Here is a 21636-nt window from a genome sequence, read left to right as displayed (position 1 = left end):
TTATTTTCTCTGCTTATGAGCGATGTAGCCACCCGCTTCGCCCCCGGTGTTGTAACCGGCGAAGGTGTTACCGAACTTTTTCGCCACGCCAACGAGAATGATTACGCGCTGCCCGCCGTCAACGTTGTCGGAACCGATTCGGTCAACGCCGTACTCGAAACCGCCAAAGCCGTTAACTCGCCGGTGATCATCCAGTTTTCGAACGGGGGCGGGATTTTCTACGCCGGCAAGAGTCTGCCCAACGATAAGCAGCAGGCCGCCATCGCCGGATCGATCTCGGGTGCCCTGCATGTGCATCACGTAGCCGAACTCTACGGGGTGCCCGTCATTCTGCATACCGACCACTGCGCCAAAAAGCTGCTGCCCTGGATCGACGGGCTGCTGGCCGCTGGTGAGAAGCATTTCGACCAGACGGGTAAGCCCCTGTTCTCGTCGCACATGCTCGACCTGTCGGAGGAGCCGCTCGAAGAAAACATTGAAATCTGCGCGAAATACTTTGAACGGATGGCCAAAATCGGCATGACGCTCGAAATCGAACTGGGCGTAACCGGTGGCGAAGAAGATGGCGTTGATAACACCGATGTCGACGATTCGAAACTTTACACGCAGCCATCGGAAGTGGCGTATGCCTACGAAGAGCTAAGCAAAATTTCGCCCAACTTCACCATCGCGGCTGCCTTTGGCAACGTGCACGGTGTGTACAAGCCCGGCAACGTGAAACTGTCGCCGATCATCCTGAGCAACTCGCAGACCTACATTCAGGAGAAATACAACACGGGGCCGCTGCCGGTCAACTTCGTATTCCACGGTGGTTCGGGGTCGAGCCGCGAGGAAATCCGCGAAGCCATCCGCTACGGAGCCATCAAGATGAACCTCGATACCGACATGCAGTGGGCCATGTGGGAAGGGATTCTGAAATACTACAAAGCGAAAGAAGGGTACCTGCAAACGCAGCTGGGCAACCCCGAAGGCCCCGATTCGCCGAACAAAAAATACTACGATCCCCGCGTATGGCTGCGTAAGGGCGAAGAGAGCATGGTTGAGCGCCTGAAAATTGCGTTCGAAGACCTGAACTGTCTGAACCGCCTGGCCTAAGCCGGAACGGTTATTCGGTCGACTGCTTATGAAAACGGGGACCCTTCGTCAGAAGGGGCCCCGTTTTGCTGATGGGCCCACGCCCAAAGCGTAGTTTATCGGGCTGTTCCTTTCAGCATGATCTGAACCGACCTGGGCGTCGGCTCTTCGGTGAAGTCGATGGTACCACCGTATTGTTTGTCGAGCGAGGCCAGCAGAAACACCGACGAGATGGCCACCGACGATTCTTCGGGGGTGTACACGTTGGTGTTGGTCAGGTCGCTGCCCTTAGTCAGGTTAACCGTCATGGTTGCCAGGTCGAGGCTGGTGGCCGTGAGGGTATTGATCGTCCAGATGGTCCGGCTGTTATCGGCATCGGTCAGCGTCAGGGTTTTGTCGTTGGTGAGCAGCCATCGACCCGTTATCGGTTTGCCACTGCGTCGGTAGGTGTACGTTCCGTCTTTGGCCAGCGTAACGGTGTTGTTTTCGCCCACCAGTTCTTCCTGCGTTGCATTTATCGCGTAGACTTTGGCATCGGTCTGAATGGTGATGGTGTTGAATACCCAGGTGCGTGCCAGCAAATCGGTCTGGCTGGGGGGAACGTCGTTTTTCGACGAGGCACATCCGGTGAGGAAGAGGGCAAGAAAAACAAGGGTATAGAGGCAGGGCTTCAGCCGCATAAAGAAAAATGAACAGAGAAGAATGTACTGGATACTGAAGCGCCAAACATAGAAACAGCCAGCCGATTGCCGCTGTGTGTTGACTGGAAGGTGCCCGCCAGCGCCAGGCGTACTGCTGACTGGCCGACGGGCCTTTCATGCCTACCGTACGTTGCCCAGTGGACGCGGAATAACAAGCAGTTCGGTCTGGCGCCCGTCGATGTAGCGGAAGGTCTGTCCGTCGAAAAAGCCGTCTTCTTCGAGCATGATCCGGATCGTTTTTTTCCAGGCCGGATAGTCTACGGCGGCATTCAGCTCGATCGAGTAGGCCGTGTTGGCAAGGAGCGGGTAATCGCCGGGGCCGGGCACGCCGTTCTGCTGGTCCCAGAGGCCGATGGTGGGGCCGGCCGCATGGCCGTGCACGCCGATGGGGTGGGAGTAGATGGTGCCGTTAATGCCTTCTTTTTTGGCCTGATCGAGCGCCGACAGCAGCAGCTGGTTGCCGGTACGGCCGGCCCTGAACTGGCTTGTCAGAATTTCCTGCAGGCGGTTGCCCTGCCGGAAAGCCGCCTTCAGGGCCTCAGGGGCATCGGTTTCGCCGGGGCGCAGGATGTAGGCATGCTGCTGCTGATCGGTGTTGAGCCGGAGGTAGGTAATACCAAAGTCGACATGAATCAGATCGCCGGGCATGATGACCTGTTTGTCGGGGCGCTTGGCGAAGGTACGCAGGTGGTTGAAATCGGTCTGGTCGGCGCGCTGCACATCGACCGTGGGGTGAAACCAGGTGTCGAGGCCCAGGCTGGTAATCCGCTGCCGAAACCACCACACCACGTCGTCGGTCGTGGTGACGCCGGGCTGAATGACCTGCTCCGAAAACCCTTCCTGAATGATCTGGTGCGACAGCCGGCAAATCAGCGGGTACAGGGCCATTTCTTTTTCAGTACGGGTTTCGAGCCAGCCCACAGCTACCTTCTCGGCCGAGACAATACGTTTCTGATAGTCGGCCGGCAATTTGCCGAGCAGTTCCTGGTGTTCGGTAAACGAGAGCCCATCGGCGTGGGCGTAGTTGGCCGAGGTGTTGAGGCCTATTTTCTTTGGTTTCCGCTGCTGGATCACGTTGACCAGCGCATCCCACTGGTTGGGTCGTACATCAATGTCCCAGGCCCCTTTGAGCAGGTTACCCACGTCGTAACGGGCAATGGCCAGCTTCTCGATGTCGGTGCCGTTGTCGTAAAACACAATGATGGTTCGGCGCCGGGCCGAGAGCCAGGTGCTGGGCAGCATGGTGCGCAAAACAGGATCTTCATTGTATTCGCGCGAAATGATGATCCACATATCGAGCCCCTCCCGACGCATGAGCTGCGGCAGCAGATTGGTAAATCGGTCTTCGAGCAGTTCGTCGATCACGCGGGCGCGGTCGCGTTCGGGCAGGATAACGGTGGGCGACAGCGGCTGAGCCAGCGCCGAGCGGCTGACGAAGAAGAGGAGCAGGGCGTAGAGGTAGTGGCGCATAGGGGGCGGGTTGGTTTGGGGCAAAATACGCACAGAATGCAGTTTACAGGCGAATCAGGGTTATTTTTACCCAGGCTGCCAACGCTTACGCGGAGTTTGGCATCTGGTCAGTACCAGTGCCTGCCGCCTATAGTACGATTGCACCATTCGTCCGGACAACCGGCGGCCTGCACCCACCTGAACACGTACTTTCGCTTTATGACTTCGTACCGCCTGCCCACCCCCGCCCGATGGTTACTTGTACTCCTGTCGCTGATGCCCCTGCTGCTGCGGGCCCAAACAGCGCCTACGGGCTTACGTGGGCTGGTGCGTAACACGCAGGGCGAGGTGCTGCCCTATGCCGCCGTGATTGTGAAAGGTACTTCGCAGGGCACCATTACCAACGTCGAGGGGCGCTATGAAATCGGACTGCCCGCCGGCGACTACACGCTGGTGTTTCAATTTCTGGGGTTTCAGACGGTGCAGAAGTCGGTTACAGTATCCAGTGGATTTACTACCCTCGATGTAACGCTGGACGAGCAGGCCCTGCGGCTGGCCGAGGTGCAGACCAAAGCCGGCAATGAAGATCCGGCCTACACCATTATGCGCCGGGCCATTGCCAAAAGCCGGTTCCACCAGTTGCAGGTACAGCGGTTTCGGGCGCGGGTCTACACCAAATCGTCGATTACCGTGACCGACCTGCCCAACCTGGCCGAAGCCATGTTTCGGAAGCAGTTGAAAGAAGCCGAGCGCGAGGCCAATTTCAAGGTGGGTGTGCCGATGCTCAACGAAACCGTTTCAGAGGTGACGTTTCAGCAACCCAACACCTACCGGCAGCGGGTGCTGGCTAACCGCAATTCGCAGGGCGATTTTCTGAGTCCCAGTCAGTTCTACAACGTTAGTTTCTACAGCCCTACGGTGGCCGGAGCCGTATCGCCCCTGTCGCCCAAAGCGTTTGGCTACTATAAGTTTGTGTACCGGGGGACCTTCCGGGAGAATGGGCCCGACGGTCAGCCCATCGAAGTGAGCAAGATCGACGTGAACCCGCGGCAGTACGGTGAGGGGGTTTTCAGAGGTACTATTTTCATCATTGAAAACACCTGGGCCATTCACAGCCTGCAGCTCGAAACGGTCAACAACATCGGCATTTCGTTTACGATCCGCAACACCTGCAGCCCCGTCAAGGGCGTCTGGATGCCTACCAATCAGCGGTACAGCGGAGCCGGCTCGTATCTGGGTGTCAAAGCGTCGGGGCAGTACGTGCGCAACCTGACCTTCAATGAATTTGTGGTAAACCCGGCCTTCGTCGAGGATATCGAAGTAGCCGACGAAAAGAAAGGGGCACCGGCGCAGGTGCTGTCGAAAAGTGCTATCAAAGGCAGTCAGCTCGATGAACTGGTGAAGAAGCAGAAGGAGTTTTCGACCAAAAACCTGCGGCAGATGGTCAAGGAATACGAGAAGCAGGAAAAGCGGAACCGGAAAAAACGCAACGAAGACGTAACGGTAGTGCGCAACGACTCGATGGTCGTTGACTCGATGGCCCGGCGCCGGTCGACGGCCTTCTGGGATTCGCTGCGGTCGGTGCCGCTTACTACGGCCGAGCTAAGCAGCTACCGCAAAAGCGATAGCCTGCGCGTGGTGCGCGTGGGGGGAACCTTCGAGGCCGACAGTACCGCCCGGCGCGACTCGCTGAATCGCCGGAAAGCCAAACCGTTCTCACCTGGTCAACTGCTGTGGGGCCACACCTGGAAACTGAGTAAGGTAACTTCCCTCCAGTATACCAGCCCCCTCACCCGCGTCGAATACAACACGGTGGAGGGCGTCTCGTTTGAAGGCGCGCTGCTGCTGCGCTACCGGCCCCGCGTCGATTCGATCAGTCGCTTTCTGAAAGTGCCTCGTTCCGAGTGGACCCTGGGCGGTACGGCCCGCTACCAGCTTGGGCGGCAGGCACTGGTGGGATATGGCGAGGCAGGCTACCGCCACAAAAACACAGCGTTGACACTGACGGGGGGGCGTTACCTCTACCAGTTCAACCCCGATAACCCCATCAGCCCACTGCTCAACAGCCTGACTACGCTGCTTTTCGAGCAGAATTTCGTCAAGCTGTACCAGAAAGACTTTGTGGGCCTGCGTGTATCGGCTACGCCGTTTAAGAACCGGCTGACGCTGTCGGGTGGTCTGGAATACGCCCAGCGAACAGAACTGGCCAACTACCGCGATAACCTGCGGCCACTGATCGACTGGCGCAACCGGGCCTATACCGCCAACCGGCCTGACAATGCCGAACTAACGACTACGGCGTTTCCGACGCATTCGGTGGTGCTGCTCAACCTGACCGCGAGTGCCCGGCTGGGCGCCACCAACTACGTCATTCAGAACGGATTTCGGCGTGCACAGCGCAACAGTGAGGCTCCGCTGCTGACGGTTAACTACCGCAAGGCGATGGGCGACGTCGTCAGCTATGATTTTCTACAGGCTACCCTGGCCCATTCTGTTGAACTCGGTATTCGCAGCAAATTGAGTTATCAGCTGTCGGCGGGTGGGTTCATGAACGCCCGCAATCTGTACCTGCCCGACTTCAAACACTTTGCCGGCAACGAGTTTTTCCTGCAGCAGGGCGACGTGGTCAGCAGTTTCCGGCTGCTGCCCTACTACCAGTACAGCACGGGCAAGCGCTTTGCCGAAGCGCATGTGCTCACCGAATTCCGGCAGTTGCTACTCACCCAGCTCACGCTGCTGCGGCTGGTCGGACTGCGTGAAAATCTGTTCGTGCATTACCTTACCACGCCAACCTCGAAACACTATACCGAAGTGGGTTATGGCCTCGATGGGCTGATTCCGCAGGTGCTGCCCTTCTTCCGGGTTGAAGTGGTCACGCAGTGGCAAAATGCTCAGTATCAGGGACTCGGTTTTCGGGTGGGCACCACGCTCAAGTTTGGTCGCTAGGATGGGGCGGGCTACAATTTGCTAACGAAAGCATAAAGCAGGGGTAACACACGCCGGCTGCCCGACCGCTTACTTTGTGCCAACCAACACACTGGTAGGTATGAATCGTCGCGACCTGGTCAGACGAGTAGGCGCCGGCTTAGCGGCTGCATCTATTATCCCAACGGCCCTTGCCCGGCCGGCCCGGGCCGCCCCCCGCCCGGTGCTGCGCATTGCCCACGTTACCGATGTGCACATGCAGTCGCTGGTGGGCGCGGCCAAAGGGTTTGAGCGTTGCCTGCATCAGCTGCAGTCGCTGCCGATCAAACCCGATCTGATTATCAACGGGGGCGATGCCATCATGGAAGCCCACGGGCGGGGCCGCGACAGCGTGGCGCGGCAGTGGGCGCTTTACAACGGTGTGCTGCGCAGCGAAAACAGCCTGCCTTTGCTCAACTGCATCGGCAACCACGATATCTGGTGCAGCAGCGAAACCCGCCAGGGGTTCGGCGACGGGCGCCAGTGGGCCATGGATGAACTGGGGATGAACCGGCGTTACTACAGCCTCGATCGCAACGGCTGGCACATTGTGGTGCTCGACAGTGTACAGCCCAAACCCGACGGAAGCTGGTACACGGCCCATCTCGATGAGGAACAGTTCGACTGGCTGGCGCAGGATCTGACGGCCACGGCCGCCCAGACACCCATTCTGATCGTGTCGCACGTGCCTATTCTGGCGGCCTGCGTTTTTTTCGACGGACATCGCTTCGAAGGTGAAAACTGGACGGTGCCGGCGCGCTGGATGCACAGCGATACCGTACGGCTAACGGGTCTGTTTCATCGGTTTCCCAACGTCAAAGCGGCTCTGAGCGGCCATATCCACCTGACCGATCGGGTCGATTACGACGGCGTAACGTACTACTGCAACGGGTCGGTGAGTGGAGCGTGGTGGTTTGGTGCGTATCACCACACGGCGGCCGGCTACGCCATCGTCGATCTGTACGACGATGGATCAGTCGCAAATCAGTACGTAAGCTATTGATTCAGGATAGCGTATACAGTTTTCTGTATTCAGTTTACGGCTTAACGTTTTCTGTGTTTAGTGACTAAACACAGTGGGCTGTTTTCGGGAAAATCCGCCCGGCCTCGGGCGCTGTACTGAAACCTGCATACCGTAAACTATATACCGAAAACTGAACTTAAAGCTCCGCCCGAATCGTCGCGGCTGTAGCGGCCAGTTCGTCGGCTGTGGGTTTGGGCTCCATTTTCTGGCTGAAATCCATATCGCTCAGCTGGTTGAGCGGAATGAGGTGAATATGGGCGTGGGGCACTTCGAGGCCGACCACCGCCACCCCGATGCGCTGACACGGAATGGCCTTTTCGACCGCCCGGGCAACCGTTTTGGCAAAGGCCATCAGCCCCAGGTAGCGGGCGTCGTCCAGATCGAACAGGTAGTCGATTTCTTCTTTCGGAATAACCAGCGTATGCCCCGTAACGGTCGGCATTACGTCCAGAAAAGCGAGGTAATCGTCGGTTTCAGCAATCTTGTGCGCCGGAATGTCGCCGGCCACGATGCGGGAGAAGATAGAAGGCATAGGGGAAGGGTATGTAGTTTTCAGTTTACGGTTTTCAGTATTTCGGTAAGGGCAGGCACTTAACGAACCAGTCAGTAATGTACTGGTGAAGCAAACGGCAGGCTGCTAATCAGCTACTGGGTTTGACGTACTACCTCGCCCGGCAGCAAACGGAAAACTGTTCTTCCGCCCGGTACCACCGTAGCTCGTAAACCGAAAACTGTTTCTCAGCCCATCGCCACCGCAACCGGTAAACTGAAAACCGTAAACTGTGTCCTGTGCTTACCGGCTGATTTCGACTACTTCAAACTCCAGCAAACCAGCAGGAACCTTAATTTCGGCCAGGTCGCCAACGCGTTTGCCCAGCAGGCCCTTGCCAATGGGCGAGCCTACCGAAATGCGGCCCGTTTTGAGATCGGCTTCTTCTTCCGACACGAGGGTGTAGTTCATCTCAGCGCCGTTCTTCTTGTTACGGATGCGCACTTTCGAGAGTACCGACACCTGCGAGGCATCGATCGTCGACTCGTCGAGGATGCGGGCGTTGGAGAGCACTTCCTCGAGTTTCGAGATTTTCAGTTCGTGGAGCCCCTGCGCATCTTTAGCCGCATCGTATTCGGCATTTTCGCTCAGGTCGCCTTTATCGCGGGCTTCGGCAATGGCGTGGGCAATGGCCGCACGGCCTTTGGTCTTCAGTTCGTTCAGCTCAGCTTTAAGCCGGTTGAGGCCTTCTTCGGTGTAATATGAAATCTTTGCCATAATTACGGGACTTGTTCAACAGGTAATCAGTACGATGTGGTTGCCGGTAAAAACAAAAAAACGGTCGACTGACCGTTCTGCAACCAAATTGGTTTTCTTTGCAGCCGCGTCAGTGTCGCCGTCGGATAGCCGGAGCGAGCGGTTCAGAAACAGGATACAGGGATCGTCGCATACGGGTTTCCAGTCGGTTCTAACGGACGAGACGCGCCGTTGCGGGCGCGTCTGTGAGACAAAAATAAGAAGACTTCCGGGCTATATCAAACAAGTGGGTCGCCCGCTGCCCAAAAATTGCCCTGCTCTATGGCATCCCCCCTCCGCATAATCTTCATGGGTACGCCCGACTTCGCCGTGGCCAGTTTACAACGGCTGCTCGACGGTGGCTGCACGGTGGTTGCCGTGGTAACAGCCCCCGATCGCCCGTCGGGCCGGGGCCTTCAGCTAACGCCTTCGCCTGTGAAGAAAGCGGCTCTGGCGGCTGGTCTACCGGTGTTGCAGCCCGAAAAACTGCGCGACCCGGCCTTTCTCGATCAACTGGCCGGCTTTAAAGCCGATCTGCAGGTCGTGGTGGCGTTTCGGATGCTGCCCGAAGTGGTGTGGGCCATGCCAACAGTAGGGACCCTCAATCTGCACGGGTCGCTGTTGCCGCAATACCGCGGGGCCGCGCCCATCAACTGGGCCATCATCAATGGCGAGACCGAAACGGGCGTAACCACCTTCTTTATCGAGAAAGAAATTGATACGGGACAGTTGCTCTTCAGCGACCGCGAACCCATTCACCCCGACGATACGGCCGGTTCGCTGCACGACCGACTGATGGAACGCGGGGCGGCTCTGGTGCTGCATACGGTTGAGGCTATTCAGGCCGGCAACTACACGCCCGTGCCGCAGGCCGAGACGCAGGCGCTTAAATCGGCACCCAAGCTGAGCCGCGAAACCTGTGAGATCAACTGGAATCAGCCCGCCGATACCATCCGCAATTTTGTGCGGGGGCTGTCGCCCTATCCGGCGGCCTGGACCCTCATCAACGGACGTTTTTTCAAGGTTTATGCCGTGTCGGTGACCAGCGAGTCGCCGTTCGTGGCCGAGCCGGGCGAAGCAACCACCGATGGCAAGCGATCGATTCTGGTGCGGGCTGCCGATAGCTGGCTTTCGATCGACGCGCTACAGGCCGAGGGCAAACGGCGCATGACCGCCGAGGAGTTTCTGCGCGGCAACCGCTTATAACGGTGCTGATCCGGTAGCGCCCCCGATTTGCCGGGCGCCGGCCCCGTTCAGTCTGTCCATAACCAAGCCCTATGTATCCAATCTTCCTACTCTTGTCACTACTGGCGGCTACGGTAGCGCAGGCGCAGACCGAGCCGACCTATGCCGAAAAGCTTGGTTTTCCGAAAGGGAAAAAAGTGGTGGTTATTCACGTCGACGATGCGGGCATGAGCTACGAATCAAATGCCGGCACCATCGAATCGCTGGAGAAAGGCGTAGCCTCGTCGACCAGTGTGATGATGCCCTGCGGCTGGGTACCACAGTTTTTTACGTATCTGAAAGCCAAACCAAACACCGATGCGGGCGTTCACCTGACGCTGACGTCGGAGTGGAATACGTATCGCTGGTCGCCCCTGCTGGGGCGCGAGCGGGTGCCGGGGCTCTACGATGAGCAGGGCGCCTGCTGGCATTCGGTTGAGCAGGTAGTCGAACACGCCACGCCCGACGAGGTCGAAGCCGAAATTCGGGCGCAGCTGGCCCGCTACCGGTCGTTCGGCCTGCAGCCTACCCACATGGATTCGCATATGGGTACCCTGTTTCAGCCCAAGTTTATTCTGCGCTATGTGAAAGTAGCCATCGACGAGAAGGTGCCCATCCTGTTTCCGGGCGGCCATGCCACTCTTATCGCGAAGGCCAACAACGTGCCGGCCGCGCAGCAGGCCATGGTGCGGCAGCTGGGGCAGCAGCTCTGGAACGCCGGCCTGCCTGTGTTCGACGATCTCGACGGCAGCAGCTACAGCTGGAATCTGCCCGCCGGCACGCCCGTTACAGAAGCTAACCTGCGCCAGTTTAAAACCAGAAAATTCATCGAACTGCTGCAGGCGGCACAGCCCGGTCTGACGTATATCATTCTGCACGCCACGCTGCGCACCCCCACCTTCGACCAGATCAGCAATTCGGGACCTACCCGCGATGGCGACCGCCTGGCCATGCTCGACCCGGCCCTGCGCAGCTACCTCCAGAAAGAAGGCATTATTGTGACGACCTGGCGAGAGCTGCTGGAGCGACGTAAAAAAATGTGATTGATCCGGGCGCCAGGCGCTGGTGTACCGGCTTTGTCGCTCAGCGATTCGATGAATAGATTACCTATGAAAATCAGCCTTATTGCCGCCGTGGCCCAAAACGGTATGATCGGCCGCACCCGGCCCGACGGAACGCCCGATCTGCCCTGGCATCTGCCCGACGATTTCGCTTATTTCAAGCGCAAGACCAGCCAGCACCCGGTAATTATGGGACGCAAGTCGATGGATGCGCTGGGTAAACCGCTCCCAAATCGGGTCAATATCGTGATTAGCCGGCGCGCCGATTACCAGCCGGTTGGCGCCGTGCGGGTGGGCACCATCGATGAGGCCCTAACCGAAGCCCGCCGGCACGAAACAAACGAAATCTTCGTGATCGGGGGGGCTGAGATCTACGCACTTGCCCTGCCGCTCGCCACGACACTCTACCTGACCGAAATTCACCGCGCCTACGAGGGCGACACCCGCTTCCCGGATTTCGACCGGGCGGTATGGCAGGAAGTGAGCCGGGTGCCGCACCCCGCCGACGACCGCCATGAAACGGCGTTCGACTTCGTTACCTACGAACGACGCGCCTGAGCAGGCGAGGGGATCAGGCGGTCGTCAATCCGGAAAGTATAGACTGAAGGTGGCGCCGTGGCCGGGTTGGCTGGTGGCGGTGATGGCCCCGCCGTGGTGCACCATAACTTTCTCGCAGATGGCCAGGCCAATGCCGGTACCCGAAAACTGGGTTTTGCCGTGCAGGCGCTGGAAAACCTGGAAAATACGGTCGAGGTATTTCTCGTCGAAGCCAATTCCGTTGTCGATCACGTCGATGCGAACATACTGGAGTGCCAGCCGCGCGGGACGTACCGACGCCGGCAGCCCATCGGCCAGGATGGTTGTTGCCGTTATCCGGATCAGTGGGTCGAGGTTTTCCTGCCGGAACTTCAGGGCATTACCGAGCAGGTTCTGAAAAAGCTGCTCCAGCTGCAGGGAATCGCCCTGGATGGTCGGCAGTGGGTCGATCTGTACGGTAGCCCGGGCCGCCGAAATCGCCAGGTCGAGGGTCGACAGGACTTCGTCGAGCACGTTGTTGAGCGGTACGGGTGTGAATTTGGTGCCCAGACTATCGACGCGGGAGTAGTTGAGCAGATCACGAATCAGCATCGACATCCGGCTGGCCGCCATCTGCATCCGGTCGACAAACAAACTTTCCTCGCTGCTGAGTGTGCTCTTACGTTCGACGAGCAGGTTTCCGAACTGCTGAATCTTACGCAGGGGTTCCTGCAGATCGTGGCTGGCCACGTAGGCAAACTTTTCCAGGTTGTCGTTGGAGCGGTGCAGGCGGGCGTTGGTTTCTTCGAGTTCTTCGTTGATCGAGGTAAGTTCCTCGTTACTGGCGCCCAGTTCTTCGTTGCTGGTAGCCAGTTCCAGCGTACGCTCATTGACCTGCTGCTCCAGCGTGGCCGACAGCGTTTTGTACTCCTCGCGGCTCTGCTCCAGTGCCTGCCGGGCCAGAATAAGGTCGGTTACTTCGGCAGCCGTATTCATCACGGCATACACCTGGCCATGTGCATCGAAAAGCGGGGTAAAACTGTAGTTGAAATAAAACGACTGTAACTGGCCGTCGACAACGATGTCGACCCGTTGGTGCCGGGCGTGGAAAGGCTGTCCCGACGCCATGACCCCTTCGATCTGGGCAAAGATGGGCTGGTTGTCGAGTTCAGGCAGGATTTTCCGGTAGCTCTTGCCAACCACATCGTACCCTTTGGCCCAGACATCCATAATTGATTTATTGGCCAGTACGATCTCCAGCTCGGGGCCCACGTACACGCCAATGGGAAACGGCGCACTGTCGATAAGCGACCGGAGCCGGGCTTCGCTCTGTTCGAGTTGCTGCCGGGCCCTGACCTGGTCGGTCACTTCAACGGCAATGACCAGGATACCGGTTGTCTGGCCATCTTCTACCCAGGGTTGATACGTCAGGTCGACGTAGATCGTTTCGAGGGTGCCCTGATGCATAATGGTAGCGGGTAGACTTTTGGCCGAAAAAGGTTCGCCTGTATGCAGCACCTGTTGCATTAACTCTATGAATCCCTGTCCTTCCAGCTCCGGTACGACCTCCATGATTGGCCGGTCGATCAGGTCGGCCAGCTGGCGGCCCGTCAGGTGCGAATAAAAGGAGTTGGGGTACTGCACAATCATGTCTTCGCCGTAGAGGAGGGCTATGCCGATCGACGTAGTCTCGAAGAGGTTAAGAATCTGCTGCTGACTCCGGAGCAACTGCTCGCTGGTACGCTGCTGTTTCTGGTGCAGCTCCAGATTGGTCTGAACAGTCTGCGACAGTTCCTGATTGGCAATGTTCAGCTGCGCCAGACTCTCAACGGCCTGTGTTGTTTCGGTGCAGGTAACCAGTACCCCGTTTACCTGCCCGTCATCGTCGGTAACCGGACTGAAGCTATACGTCCAGTAAGCATAGCCCATCTGGCCTTCGCGGTAAATAGGAAGCTTCTGGTCTTCGAACCAGACCGACTCGCCCCCCGCCATGATATTGTAAATCATGGGGCCGATAACGGGCCACGATTCGGCCCAGCTTTCTTCGCCACGCTGCCCGAGCGACGAGGGGTGTTTGCCGTCGTTGCCCAGGCTGGGGCGAAAGGCGTCGTTATAAAAGGTTATCAGTTCGGGGCCCCAGAAAATAAGCATCGGAAACCGGGATGCCAGCATCATCGTCACCAGGGTCCGCAAACTAACCGACCATTCGTCCTGATGACCGATCGGTGTGGCCGCCCAGTCGTGAGCACGAATCAGCGCGCTCATCTCGCTGTTACTGAAGGCGGCTGGGGGGAAGGGAGACGTTCGGGACATGGACGAAAAGCAAGAGCACGGTGAGCAAGATAAGGAGTGGGGCTGGTACACGAAGTCACGGGTACACCCCCAGGGTACTATTTATCGAACAAATATAGGCAATGGGCAGCAGGGGCAGTCGGGGCCATCCCCATCGTCCGGCTCGTTTACCACCGGTCAGCTCACGGGTCGGTGTTAAATTTCCGTTCCATTGCCCGATACCGGAAATAATGTCGTAGTTTTGTCCGGCAAATAACAATACCTGCTATTTGCCATGAGCTTAGATTCCAGCAAGTTTCTGTACGAGGCTCTCACCTACGACGACGTACTGCTTCTCCCTGCCTATTCGGAGGTTCTGCCCCGCGATACGCAAACCGTCACCCAACTCACCCGTACCATCAAACTGAACATACCGCTCGTTTCGGCGGCTATGGACACCGTAACGGAGTCGTCGCTGGCTATTGCCATGGCGCAGGAGGGCGGTATCGGTATCATCCACAAAAACATGAGCATCGAAGCCCAGGCCGATCAGGTCCGGAAGGTGAAGCGCTCGGAAAGTGGCATGATCATCGACCCCATTACGCTGCTGGAAACGGCAACGCTGGCCGATGCGCTCAAGATCATGCGCGAATTCAAGATCGGTGGTATTCCCGTTGTCGACGCCGACAACAAGCTGGTAGGTATTCTCACCAACCGCGACCTGCGGTTCCAGAGTGATCTGTCGCAGCCTGTTACGGCCATTATGACCAGCGACAAGCTTATTACGGCCAAGGTGGGGCTGACCCTCGAAGAAGCCGAAAGCATTCTGCAGGAATACCGCATCGAGAAACTGCCCATCGTAGACGAGCAGTACAAACTCGTGGGGCTGATTACCTACAAGGATATTCTGAAGAAGAAGAGCCATCCCAACGCCTGCAAGGACGAGCTGGGCCGGCTGCGCGTAGGGGCGGCCGTTGGCGTAACGCCCGACCTGCACCGGCGGATCGAAGCGCTGGTGAAAGCCGGTGTCGACGTCATCAGTGTCGATACGGCCCACGGCCACTCCAAAGGTGTGCTCGATGCCGTGCGCGGCATCAAGCAGCAGTTTCCGAACCTGCAGGTCATTGCCGGTAACGTAGCCACGGGCGACGGGGCCAAAGCACTGGCCGAAGCCGGTGCCGATGCCGTAAAAGTCGGCGTTGGGCCGGGCAGTATCTGTACCACCCGCATCATTGCCGGTATCGGGATGCCCCAGCTGACGGCCGTGGTCGAAGCCGCCAACGCGCTGAAAGGCACGGGCGTTCCGGTGATTGCCGATGGCGGCATCCGGTTCTCAGGCGACATTACAAAAGCCATTGCGGGCGGTGCCAGCACGGTGATGATCGGGTCGCTGCTGGCCGGAACCGAAGAGGCTCCGGGCGAAGTCGTGCTGTATGAAGGGCGCCGGTTCAAAACCTACCGCGGTATGGGTTCGGTAGAAGCGATGGAAGAAGGCTCGAAAGACCGGTACTTCCAGGATGCCGAAGACGATATCAAGAAGCTGGTGCCCGAAGGTATCGTGGGCCGGGTGCCGTTCAAGGGCCGCGTGGCCGAAATCACCTACCAGATGGTCGGCGGTCTGAAAGCCGGCATGGGCTACTGCGGTGCCGCCACGATCGAAGCGCTGCAGGAAGCCAAATTCGTGAAGATCACCACGGCTGGTTCGCGCGAAAGTCACCCGCACGATATCTCGATTCAGAAAGAAGCGCCCAACTATTCGGCGCGGTAGTATCGCAGTCTGTACCGCACTGGGCTGGAGGGCGCTCAGCTACCCGGCCAGTCGGTACCCGTCAGCAAACGCGCGTTAACAAAGCAGGAGCCACCCCGGACGGGGTGGCTCTTTTTTATGGCCATAGCTGCGCAAGTCCCGTTAAATTATGATGAATGCCGGCGTCAGAAACCCTCAAATCAGGGCGACCAGGGTCATAACATCCCGGAACCAGGCGCCAAGCTGCAACAGCCGGGAAGGGGCGGGCGTAACGGGTGAACTACGCACTACGACGCTGTTTCCATGAACATGCTCTTACTTGGTGGCTGCCATACCGGCAACTACGGCATTCAGAACCACCTGGGCTTTGCCCGCCAATGGGCAACGCACCTGGAAGTAGAAACCCACGAGCCGGTGCAGCTCCAGCGGCTGTGTATGGTTAAGCTGACCCACCTCGACAGCCTGTTGGGGCAGTACCGGACGGCGTTTCAGCAGGCCGATCGTATTGTGCTGCAACTGGGCCATTACGAACTGTCGTGGCGCCGGCCGTTCCGTGAGCTGTTCGGCCCGAATGCGCCGGGGCTGACTACGCCGTCGATCTACAAACCGGGCGCAATGGCCCGCAAACCCGCCGAGTCCTTTTACCAGGCCGCCTGTCAACCCCGGTACCTACCGTGGCGCGAGCTGGCTAAAACCACTGTACTGCAGGCCTGTAGCCTGCTGGGCTATGAGGTACCGTACCTGCAGCTGTTCCGGCAGCAGGTGGCGGCTGCGTTTCATCGGCTGGCCCCGTATCGCCACAAAATAAGCGTGCTGACGCCCTTCCCGACCCTGAATCCGCTCGATCACTGGCTGCGCGCCCAGTGTCACGACTACATTATTGCCTGCGCCATGGCTGAGTCGTTTGTCGTGGCCGATACCTTCGCGGCTATTCCGCGCCATCCGGCTTATTTCCTGGCCGATGGGGTCCACCTCAACAGTCTTGGCCACACGGTGCTGGGGCTGTTTCTGAGCGAACTATCCTGGGCCGAAGCCCCTCTGCCTGCCCCCGGCCGGCCGGTATGGGCCGAACCGGCCTCCGATCGGGCGTATGCCGGGCCGGTGCCGGCTGCTTTTCCCTTCTTTTCCAAAACTGCCGGCCCGGCCGGGGCGTTGTAGTATAACCAGTTAAACAGGACTGGACAACAAAACCAACGTGTATGGAAAACCGAACCATTGGCAGCTCCGATCTGTCAGTAGCTCCGCTGGCTTTTGGCGGTAATGTATTCGGCTGGACAGCCGATAAAAGCACGTCGTTCAAACTGCTCGATGCGTTCGTCGATGCGGGTTTCAATCTGATCGACACCGCCGATGTGTACTCGCGCTGGGTACCGGGCAACCGGGGGGGCGAATCCGAAACCATTATCGGGCAGTGGCTGGCCGAGCGTACCAACCGCGATCGGGTGGTAATTGCCACCAAGCTGGGGGCCGACATGGGCGACGGACGCAAAGGCCTTTCGGCCACCTATGTGCGGCAGGCGGTTGAGGATTCGCTGAAACGGCTGCAGACCGACTACATCGACCTCTACCAGACCCACTACGACGATACCGATACGGCCGTCGAAGAAACGCTGGGCGCCCTGGCCGATCTGGTGCAGGCCGGTAAGGTGCGTGTGATCGGCGCGTCGAACTATGATCCCGGGCGGCTGGTGCAGTCGCTGAACGTAAGTGCGCAGCAGGGCTACCCGGCCTACCAGAGCCTGCAGCCCGAATATAACCTCTTCGACCGCGAGACGTTCGAAACCACTTACCAGCCCATTTGTCAGGAGTACGGCCTGTCGGTGATCAGCTATTACTCGCTGGCCAGTGGCTTTCTGACGGGTAAATACCGCTCGGAAGCCGATGTCTCGAAAAGCCCGCGCGGGGCGAGCATCAAGGATAAATACCTGAACGAACGCGGTTTCCGGATTCTGAAGGCCCTCGATGCCGTGGCCGACCAGTACAGAGCGACGCCCGGTCAGGTAGCGCTCGCCTGGCTGATGGCCCAGCCGACCATTGCCGCGCCCATTGCCAGCGCCACCTCCGTTGAGCAGTTACAGGATATCGCCAAAGCGGCCGACCTGGCGCTCGATCAGGCCGCCCTCGACAGCCTCACCGACGCCAGCGCCTACTGACGCTGGAGCGGCCGACCAGGGCTGCCGGATAAGCGGCCGGGAAGCGATCCCGGCCGCTTATCCGGCAGTATCTGTCAGGAGCATTACCACGACACGTGCATCGTATCGCCGACGGTCAGCCGCCCCCAGGCCGGATCGGCCGACCGAAGCTGTACCGTGTCGGTATCGACAATCCATTGTTGAGTGGCCGGGTCGAAGGCGATGTGCCGAATGACAGCGGCATGCGGAGCCGGGCCCGCGTGGGCAACCTCATGCAAAGACCCCTGCACCAGCCGGACAACGCGGTCGGCCAGCGCCCGCACGTCGGCATCGTGGTGACTCACCAGCATCGTGGTGGTGCCCCAGGCGCGGTGCAGTTCGAGCAGCACCTGTCGGAGCGACTGGGCTGCATCGGTGTCGAGGGCGGCAAAAGGCTCATCGAGCAGCAGCAGCCGCGGCTTGCGAACGAGGGCTCTGGCCAGCGCTACCCGCTGGCGCTGGCCGCCTGAGAGCGCTGTGGGTTTGCTATGGGCGAACGGACTTAGTCCCGTCATGTCGATCAGCTTGTCGATCCGGTCCTGCTGCCCGGCGGGGGCTGCAAAGGCCAGATTACCCCGTACACTCAGGTGCGGAAACAGGGCCGAATCCTGAAACACATAACCGATGGAGCGCTGCTGGGGAGGCAGGTTGATGCCCCGGTCGGTGTCGAGCCAGGTCTGCCCATCGACGATCAGGCGACCCTGGGTGGGCGTTTCGAGACCCGCGAGCAGCCGAAGCAACGTTGTTTTACCCGAACCCGACGGTCCGACCAGGGCGGTCAGGCTACCGGGGGGCAGGCTAAGCTGCACCGAGAGCGTGCCGGCGCCTTCGGCAAACAGGCGCGGGAGCGAGACCGACAGCTCGATCATACCGTAACGCGTTTGTTGATGCCGTAGACCAGCAGCAGGATGGCAAACGACAGGCCGAGCAGCAGCGCAGCGTAGGCATGGGCCGAGGCAAAATGAAGCTGCTCCACTTCGTCGTAGATGGCAATCGACGCGACGCGGGTCTGGCCGGGCAGGTTGCCGCCAATCATCAGCACCAGCCCAAACTCGCCGATGGTGTGCGCAAACGACAGCACGATGCCCGTTAGGATAGCGGGCTTACAGTTGGGCAGCAACACCCGCCACAGCGTACGGCTGGGCGATTGGCCCAGGGTATAAGCAGCCTCGCGCCACGAAACGGGCAGATTTTCGAGCCCGGCCTGGATAGGGTGCACCATAAAAGGCAGGCTGTAGAGCAGCGACGCCAGCACCAGGCCGCTGAAGGAGAAAACAAACTGCACGTCGAAGGTGCGCAGCAGCCACGTACCCAGTGCGCTCGTGGGGCTGAACGCCAGCAGCAGGTAGAAGCCCACGACCGAAGGGGGCAGCACCAGCGGCAGGCTGATGAGCGATTCGACCACGGGTTTAAGCCGGAAACGGCTCAGGGCCAGCCACCCGGCCAGCGGTATGCCAATCAGCAGGAGCAGGAACGTGGTAACGCCGGCGAGCCGAAGCGTAAGCCAGATGGGGTCCCAGTCGATGGGCATACGTAAATCAGGAAGCGGGTGACCGATAGCCGAACTGTTGCAAAATACGCCGGGCGGCCGGACTCCGCAAAAAAGCTACAAATTGCCGGGCGCCTTTGGGCTGCGTGGTTCGGCGGAGTATCACCACGCCCTGCGCAATGGGCGGGTAGGCCGTGGCCGGCAGATCGATCCAGTGGCCGCGCCCGCTCAGACTCGGGTCGAGCACCACCGATTTGGCGGTAAAACCCACCTCGGCCGCCCCCGACAGAATATACTGGTTGACCTGCGCAATGCTTTCGCCGAAAACCAGCCGGGGCTGCACCCGCGCGTTGAGCTGGCGGCTGGTGAGCAGCGCGATGGCCGCCGATCCGTAGGGCGCTGTGGCGGGATTGGCCACCGCGATGTGCCGCACGGCCGGGTTCAGCAGTACCGACAGATCGGCCGTCAGCGGCAGGTCACGGAGCGTCCAGAGCACCAGGGAGCCGTAGGCGTAGATGGTGGGCGCGGCCAGGGTGAGCTGCTGCTTGTGCAGGGTGTTGGGGTAGGTCATATCGGCCGATAGGAACACATCGTAGGGAGCACCCTGCTGAATCTGCGTCGTTAGTTTGCCCGACGAGCTGACGATGGTTTCGACCCGCTGACCCGACTGCCGTTCGAAAGCAACCTTGAGCTTGTCCATCACAAACTGCGCGTTGGCCGCTACGGCAATGCGCAGCGGCTGGGCCGATAGCAGCGAAGGCAGCAGCAACAGCAGGAATCCGATTTTTTTCATGCGAGGACCCAAATGCCCGGCCAGCGAGTACCCGGTCGGCAGTAGGCGTTGTTTTCGGGTAAATATAACGATAGTCGGGGGCGGAATTGGCAAAATCGAGCCAATGGCCGGCCTAAACGCTAGCCTGGCGATTCGATAGTAGGTATCTTAGAAAGCGAATCAGTGCTGATGCTGCGGGCGTTGAATTGTCCGCCAGTTAACCGACTAACCGTACCGACGCTGCTCATGGCCACCTCATTATCTTCCCCAATCGTGGACCCGTCCGATCCACCCGTCGTGCTGCCCGGCAGCGAGAAACAGGTTCCCGAAGCCGTACGGGCGATGCCCGCCGACCCCGACGCACGGCTCGACGTAACCGTCCGCATCAAACGCCGAACCAGCCTCGCTCCCCGGCTGACGACCGAGGAATCGAACACCGAACCCATAAGCCGCAGCGACTATGCCCGGCACTACGGTGCCAGTCCGGCGGTGATACGGCAGATAGCGGCTTTTGCCGCGGCCAGCGGCCTGACCGTGACGATGCGCAGCACAGGCCGGCGCATGGTGCAACTGCGCGGAACCGTGCAGCAGATGAGCCGGGCATTCGGCGTCGCGCTGGCCGATTACGAACGGGCCGATGGCACCGTGTTTCGGGGGCGCAGTGGTCCAATCTACGTGCCGGCCAGCCTGGTCGACGCTATCGAAGGCGTTTTCGGGCTCGACAACCGACCCCAGGCCCATACGCATTTTCAGATTTACGAGCCTTCTGTGCCGGGCGTGGCCAACCCGCGGGCGGTGGCTACCTCGTTTACCCCTCCACAGCTGGCCAGACTGTACAACTACCCAACGGGTGTGACTGGTAAGGGGCAGTGCATTGCCCTGATCGAACTGGGGGGCGGTTTCCGTACGGCCGATATAACGGCCTACTTCAAAGGATTGGGGCTGAAAGTGCCGTCGGTGAAGGCGGTGTCGGTCGATGGGGGTGCCAACACGCCGGGCGATGCCAGTGGCGCCGATGGCGAAGTGATGCTCGATATCGAGGTAGCCGCCGGTATTGCGCCCGAGGCTAAAGTGGTCGTTTATTTCGCACCCAACACCGACAATGGGTTTCTGGATGCCATCACCACGGCCCTGCACGATAGCCGCAACAAACCGTCGGTAATCTCCATCAGCTGGGGGGCGGCCGAGAAAAACTGGACGCCCCAGTCGCTCAATTCCTACAACCAGGCTTTCCAGACGGCCGTGGCGCTGGGCGTTACAATCTGCGCAGCCGCCGGCGACACCGGCTCCGACGACAGCGTGGGCGACAAAAAAGCCCATGTCGACTTTCCATCGTCGAGTCCATTCGTGCTGGCCTGCGGGGGCACCAAACTCACCGTCAACGATGGGGTGATAACGAGTGAGGTGGTCTGGCACGAAAGCAGTACGAGCGCCACCGGCGGGGGCATCAGCGACGTGTTCGACCGCCCCGACTATCAGGCCGGTGCCGCCGTGCCCCCCTCGGTCAACGACGGGAAGCGCCTGGGCCGGGGTGTGCCCGATGTGGCGGCCGTGGCCGATCCGGTAACGGGCTATGCCGTGCGCGTCGACGGGCAGAATCTGGTGATTGGCGGCACGAGTGCCGTGGCACCACTGATGGCGGGTCTGGTGGCGCTCATCAACCAGCAGCGGGGCAAGGCCGCCGGCTTTATCCACCCGCAATTGTATGAGAATCCGGGCGTTTTTCGCGACATTACCCAGGGTAACAACACCACCGTGGCGGGGGGCAAAGGCTACAGCGCCGGCCCCGGCTGGGATGCCTGCACCGGCCTGGGCGTTGTCGACGGACAGAAACTGGCGAGTTTGCTGACAACAGCCGTGTAACCTGTAAAGACATAGCCAACACCAG

General features: G+C 59.5%; 18 protein-coding genes. 10 read left to right on the top strand and 8 right to left on the bottom strand.

The features are described from left to right. Window positions 1–15: 15 nt before the first annotated feature. On the top strand, window positions 16–1095 hold the full coding sequence (gene fbaA / locus ACYVAC_RS01825; protein WP_461095838.1) for a class II fructose-bisphosphate aldolase: 1080 nt from the start codon (window positions 16–18) through the stop codon (window positions 1093–1095). Between the two features lie 95 nt (window positions 1096–1190). On the opposite strand, the gene ACYVAC_RS01820 is transcribed toward fbaA, so the two are convergent. Together ACYVAC_RS01820 and ACYVAC_RS01815 are read right to left on the bottom strand one after the other, a co-directional pair. Next, entirely contained in the window at window positions 1191–1754 is a 564-nt protein-coding gene (locus tag ACYVAC_RS01820) for a hypothetical protein (RefSeq protein WP_461095837.1), read from the bottom strand. Window positions 1755–1895: 141 nt separating this feature from the next. Then, window positions 1896–3245 carry a M24 family metallopeptidase gene (locus tag ACYVAC_RS01815; protein ID WP_461095836.1) on the bottom strand — a complete coding sequence of 450 codons (1350 nt, stop codon included), beginning with the start codon at window positions 3243–3245 and terminating at the stop codon, window positions 1896–1898. Window positions 3246–3500: 255 nt separating this feature from the next. Here ACYVAC_RS01815 and ACYVAC_RS01810 point away from each other — a divergent pair, with 255 nt between their 5' ends. After that, complete coding sequence (locus ACYVAC_RS01810) at window positions 3501–6170, top strand: DUF5686 and carboxypeptidase regulatory-like domain-containing protein (RefSeq protein WP_461095963.1); 2670 nt, start codon at window positions 3501–3503, stop codon at window positions 6168–6170. Window positions 6171–6270: 100 nt separating this feature from the next. Continuing rightward, window positions 6271–7191, top strand: coding sequence for a metallophosphoesterase family protein (locus ACYVAC_RS01805; protein WP_461095835.1), 921 nt, complete (start codon window positions 6271–6273; stop codon window positions 7189–7191). 157 nt (window positions 7192–7348) lie between these two features. Here the strand turns inward: ACYVAC_RS01805 and ACYVAC_RS01800 are convergent, their stop codons facing one another. After that, window positions 7349–7744 (bottom strand): HIT family protein, encoded by a 396-nt coding sequence (locus tag ACYVAC_RS01800; RefSeq protein WP_461095834.1) that lies wholly within the window; start codon window positions 7742–7744, stop codon window positions 7349–7351. Window positions 7745–8005: 261 nt separating this feature from the next. Next, window positions 8006–8479, bottom strand: coding sequence for a transcription elongation factor GreA (greA, locus tag ACYVAC_RS01795; RefSeq protein ID WP_461095832.1), 474 nt, complete (start codon window positions 8477–8479; stop codon window positions 8006–8008). Between the two features lie 300 nt (window positions 8480–8779). Between greA and fmt the strand changes: the two genes are divergently transcribed. The 3 genes from fmt (at window position 8780) to ACYVAC_RS01780 (ending at window position 11340) form a co-directional block, all read left to right on the top strand. Next, window positions 8780–9703, top strand: a complete 924-nt coding sequence (fmt, locus tag ACYVAC_RS01790) for a methionyl-tRNA formyltransferase (RefSeq protein ID WP_461095831.1) — start codon at window positions 8780–8782, stop codon at window positions 9701–9703. Between the two features lie 71 nt (window positions 9704–9774). Further along, complete coding sequence (locus ACYVAC_RS01785; protein ID WP_461095830.1) at window positions 9775–10764, top strand: polysaccharide deacetylase family protein; 990 nt, start codon at window positions 9775–9777, stop codon at window positions 10762–10764. 66 nt (window positions 10765–10830) lie between these two features. Further along, a complete protein-coding gene (locus ACYVAC_RS01780; protein WP_461095829.1) occupies window positions 10831–11340 on the top strand; it encodes a dihydrofolate reductase in 510 nt (169 codons plus the stop codon). A gap of 24 nt (window positions 11341–11364) precedes the next feature. On the opposite strand, the gene ACYVAC_RS01775 is transcribed toward ACYVAC_RS01780, so the two are convergent. Further along, window positions 11365–13611 carry a PAS domain-containing sensor histidine kinase gene (locus ACYVAC_RS01775; RefSeq protein ID WP_461095828.1) on the bottom strand — a complete coding sequence of 749 codons (2247 nt, stop codon included), beginning with the start codon at window positions 13609–13611 and terminating at the stop codon, window positions 11365–11367. A 253-nt stretch (window positions 13612–13864) separates the two neighbouring features. Here ACYVAC_RS01775 and guaB point away from each other — a divergent pair, with 253 nt between their 5' ends. The 3 genes from guaB (at window position 13865) to ACYVAC_RS01760 (ending at window position 17469) form a co-directional block, all read left to right on the top strand. Further along, window positions 13865–15337: an IMP dehydrogenase gene (gene guaB / locus ACYVAC_RS01770; RefSeq protein ID WP_461095827.1), complete on the top strand. Its 1473-nt coding sequence runs from the start codon at window positions 13865–13867 to the stop codon at window positions 15335–15337. A 282-nt stretch (window positions 15338–15619) separates the two neighbouring features. Further along, window positions 15620–16474: a hypothetical protein gene (locus tag ACYVAC_RS01765; RefSeq protein ID WP_461095826.1), complete on the top strand. Its 855-nt coding sequence runs from the start codon at window positions 15620–15622 to the stop codon at window positions 16472–16474. Between the two features lie 41 nt (window positions 16475–16515). Further along, a complete protein-coding gene (locus ACYVAC_RS01760; protein ID WP_461095825.1) occupies window positions 16516–17469 on the top strand; it encodes an aldo/keto reductase in 954 nt (317 codons plus the stop codon). An 83-nt stretch (window positions 17470–17552) separates the two neighbouring features. Here ACYVAC_RS01760 and ACYVAC_RS01755 read toward each other — a convergent pair whose 3' ends face one another. From ACYVAC_RS01755 to modA, 3 genes are read right to left on the bottom strand one after another with little or no spacing between them, the layout of a single operon-like run. Continuing rightward, complete coding sequence (locus tag ACYVAC_RS01755; protein ID WP_461095824.1) at window positions 17553–18356, bottom strand: sulfate/molybdate ABC transporter ATP-binding protein; 804 nt, start codon at window positions 18354–18356, stop codon at window positions 17553–17555. Beyond that, entirely contained in the window at window positions 18353–19018 is a 666-nt protein-coding gene (gene modB / locus ACYVAC_RS01750) for a molybdate ABC transporter permease subunit (RefSeq protein WP_461095823.1), read from the bottom strand. Before modB ends, ACYVAC_RS01755 begins: the two co-directional genes overlap by 4 nt. Before the next feature lie 7 nt (window positions 19019–19025). Then, complete coding sequence (gene modA, locus ACYVAC_RS01745) at window positions 19026–19769, bottom strand: molybdate ABC transporter substrate-binding protein (protein ID WP_461095822.1); 744 nt, start codon at window positions 19767–19769, stop codon at window positions 19026–19028. Window positions 19770–19994: 225 nt separating this feature from the next. On the opposite strand from modA, the gene ACYVAC_RS01740 reads away from it, so the two are divergent. Further along, window positions 19995–21611, top strand: a complete 1617-nt coding sequence (locus ACYVAC_RS01740) for a S53 family peptidase (protein ID WP_461095821.1) — start codon at window positions 19995–19997, stop codon at window positions 21609–21611. Window positions 21612–21636 lie beyond the last annotated feature (25 nt).

It is taken from the genome of Spirosoma luteolum (assembly GCF_054778875.1).
This window is presented reverse-complemented; position numbering and strand designations above follow the sequence as displayed.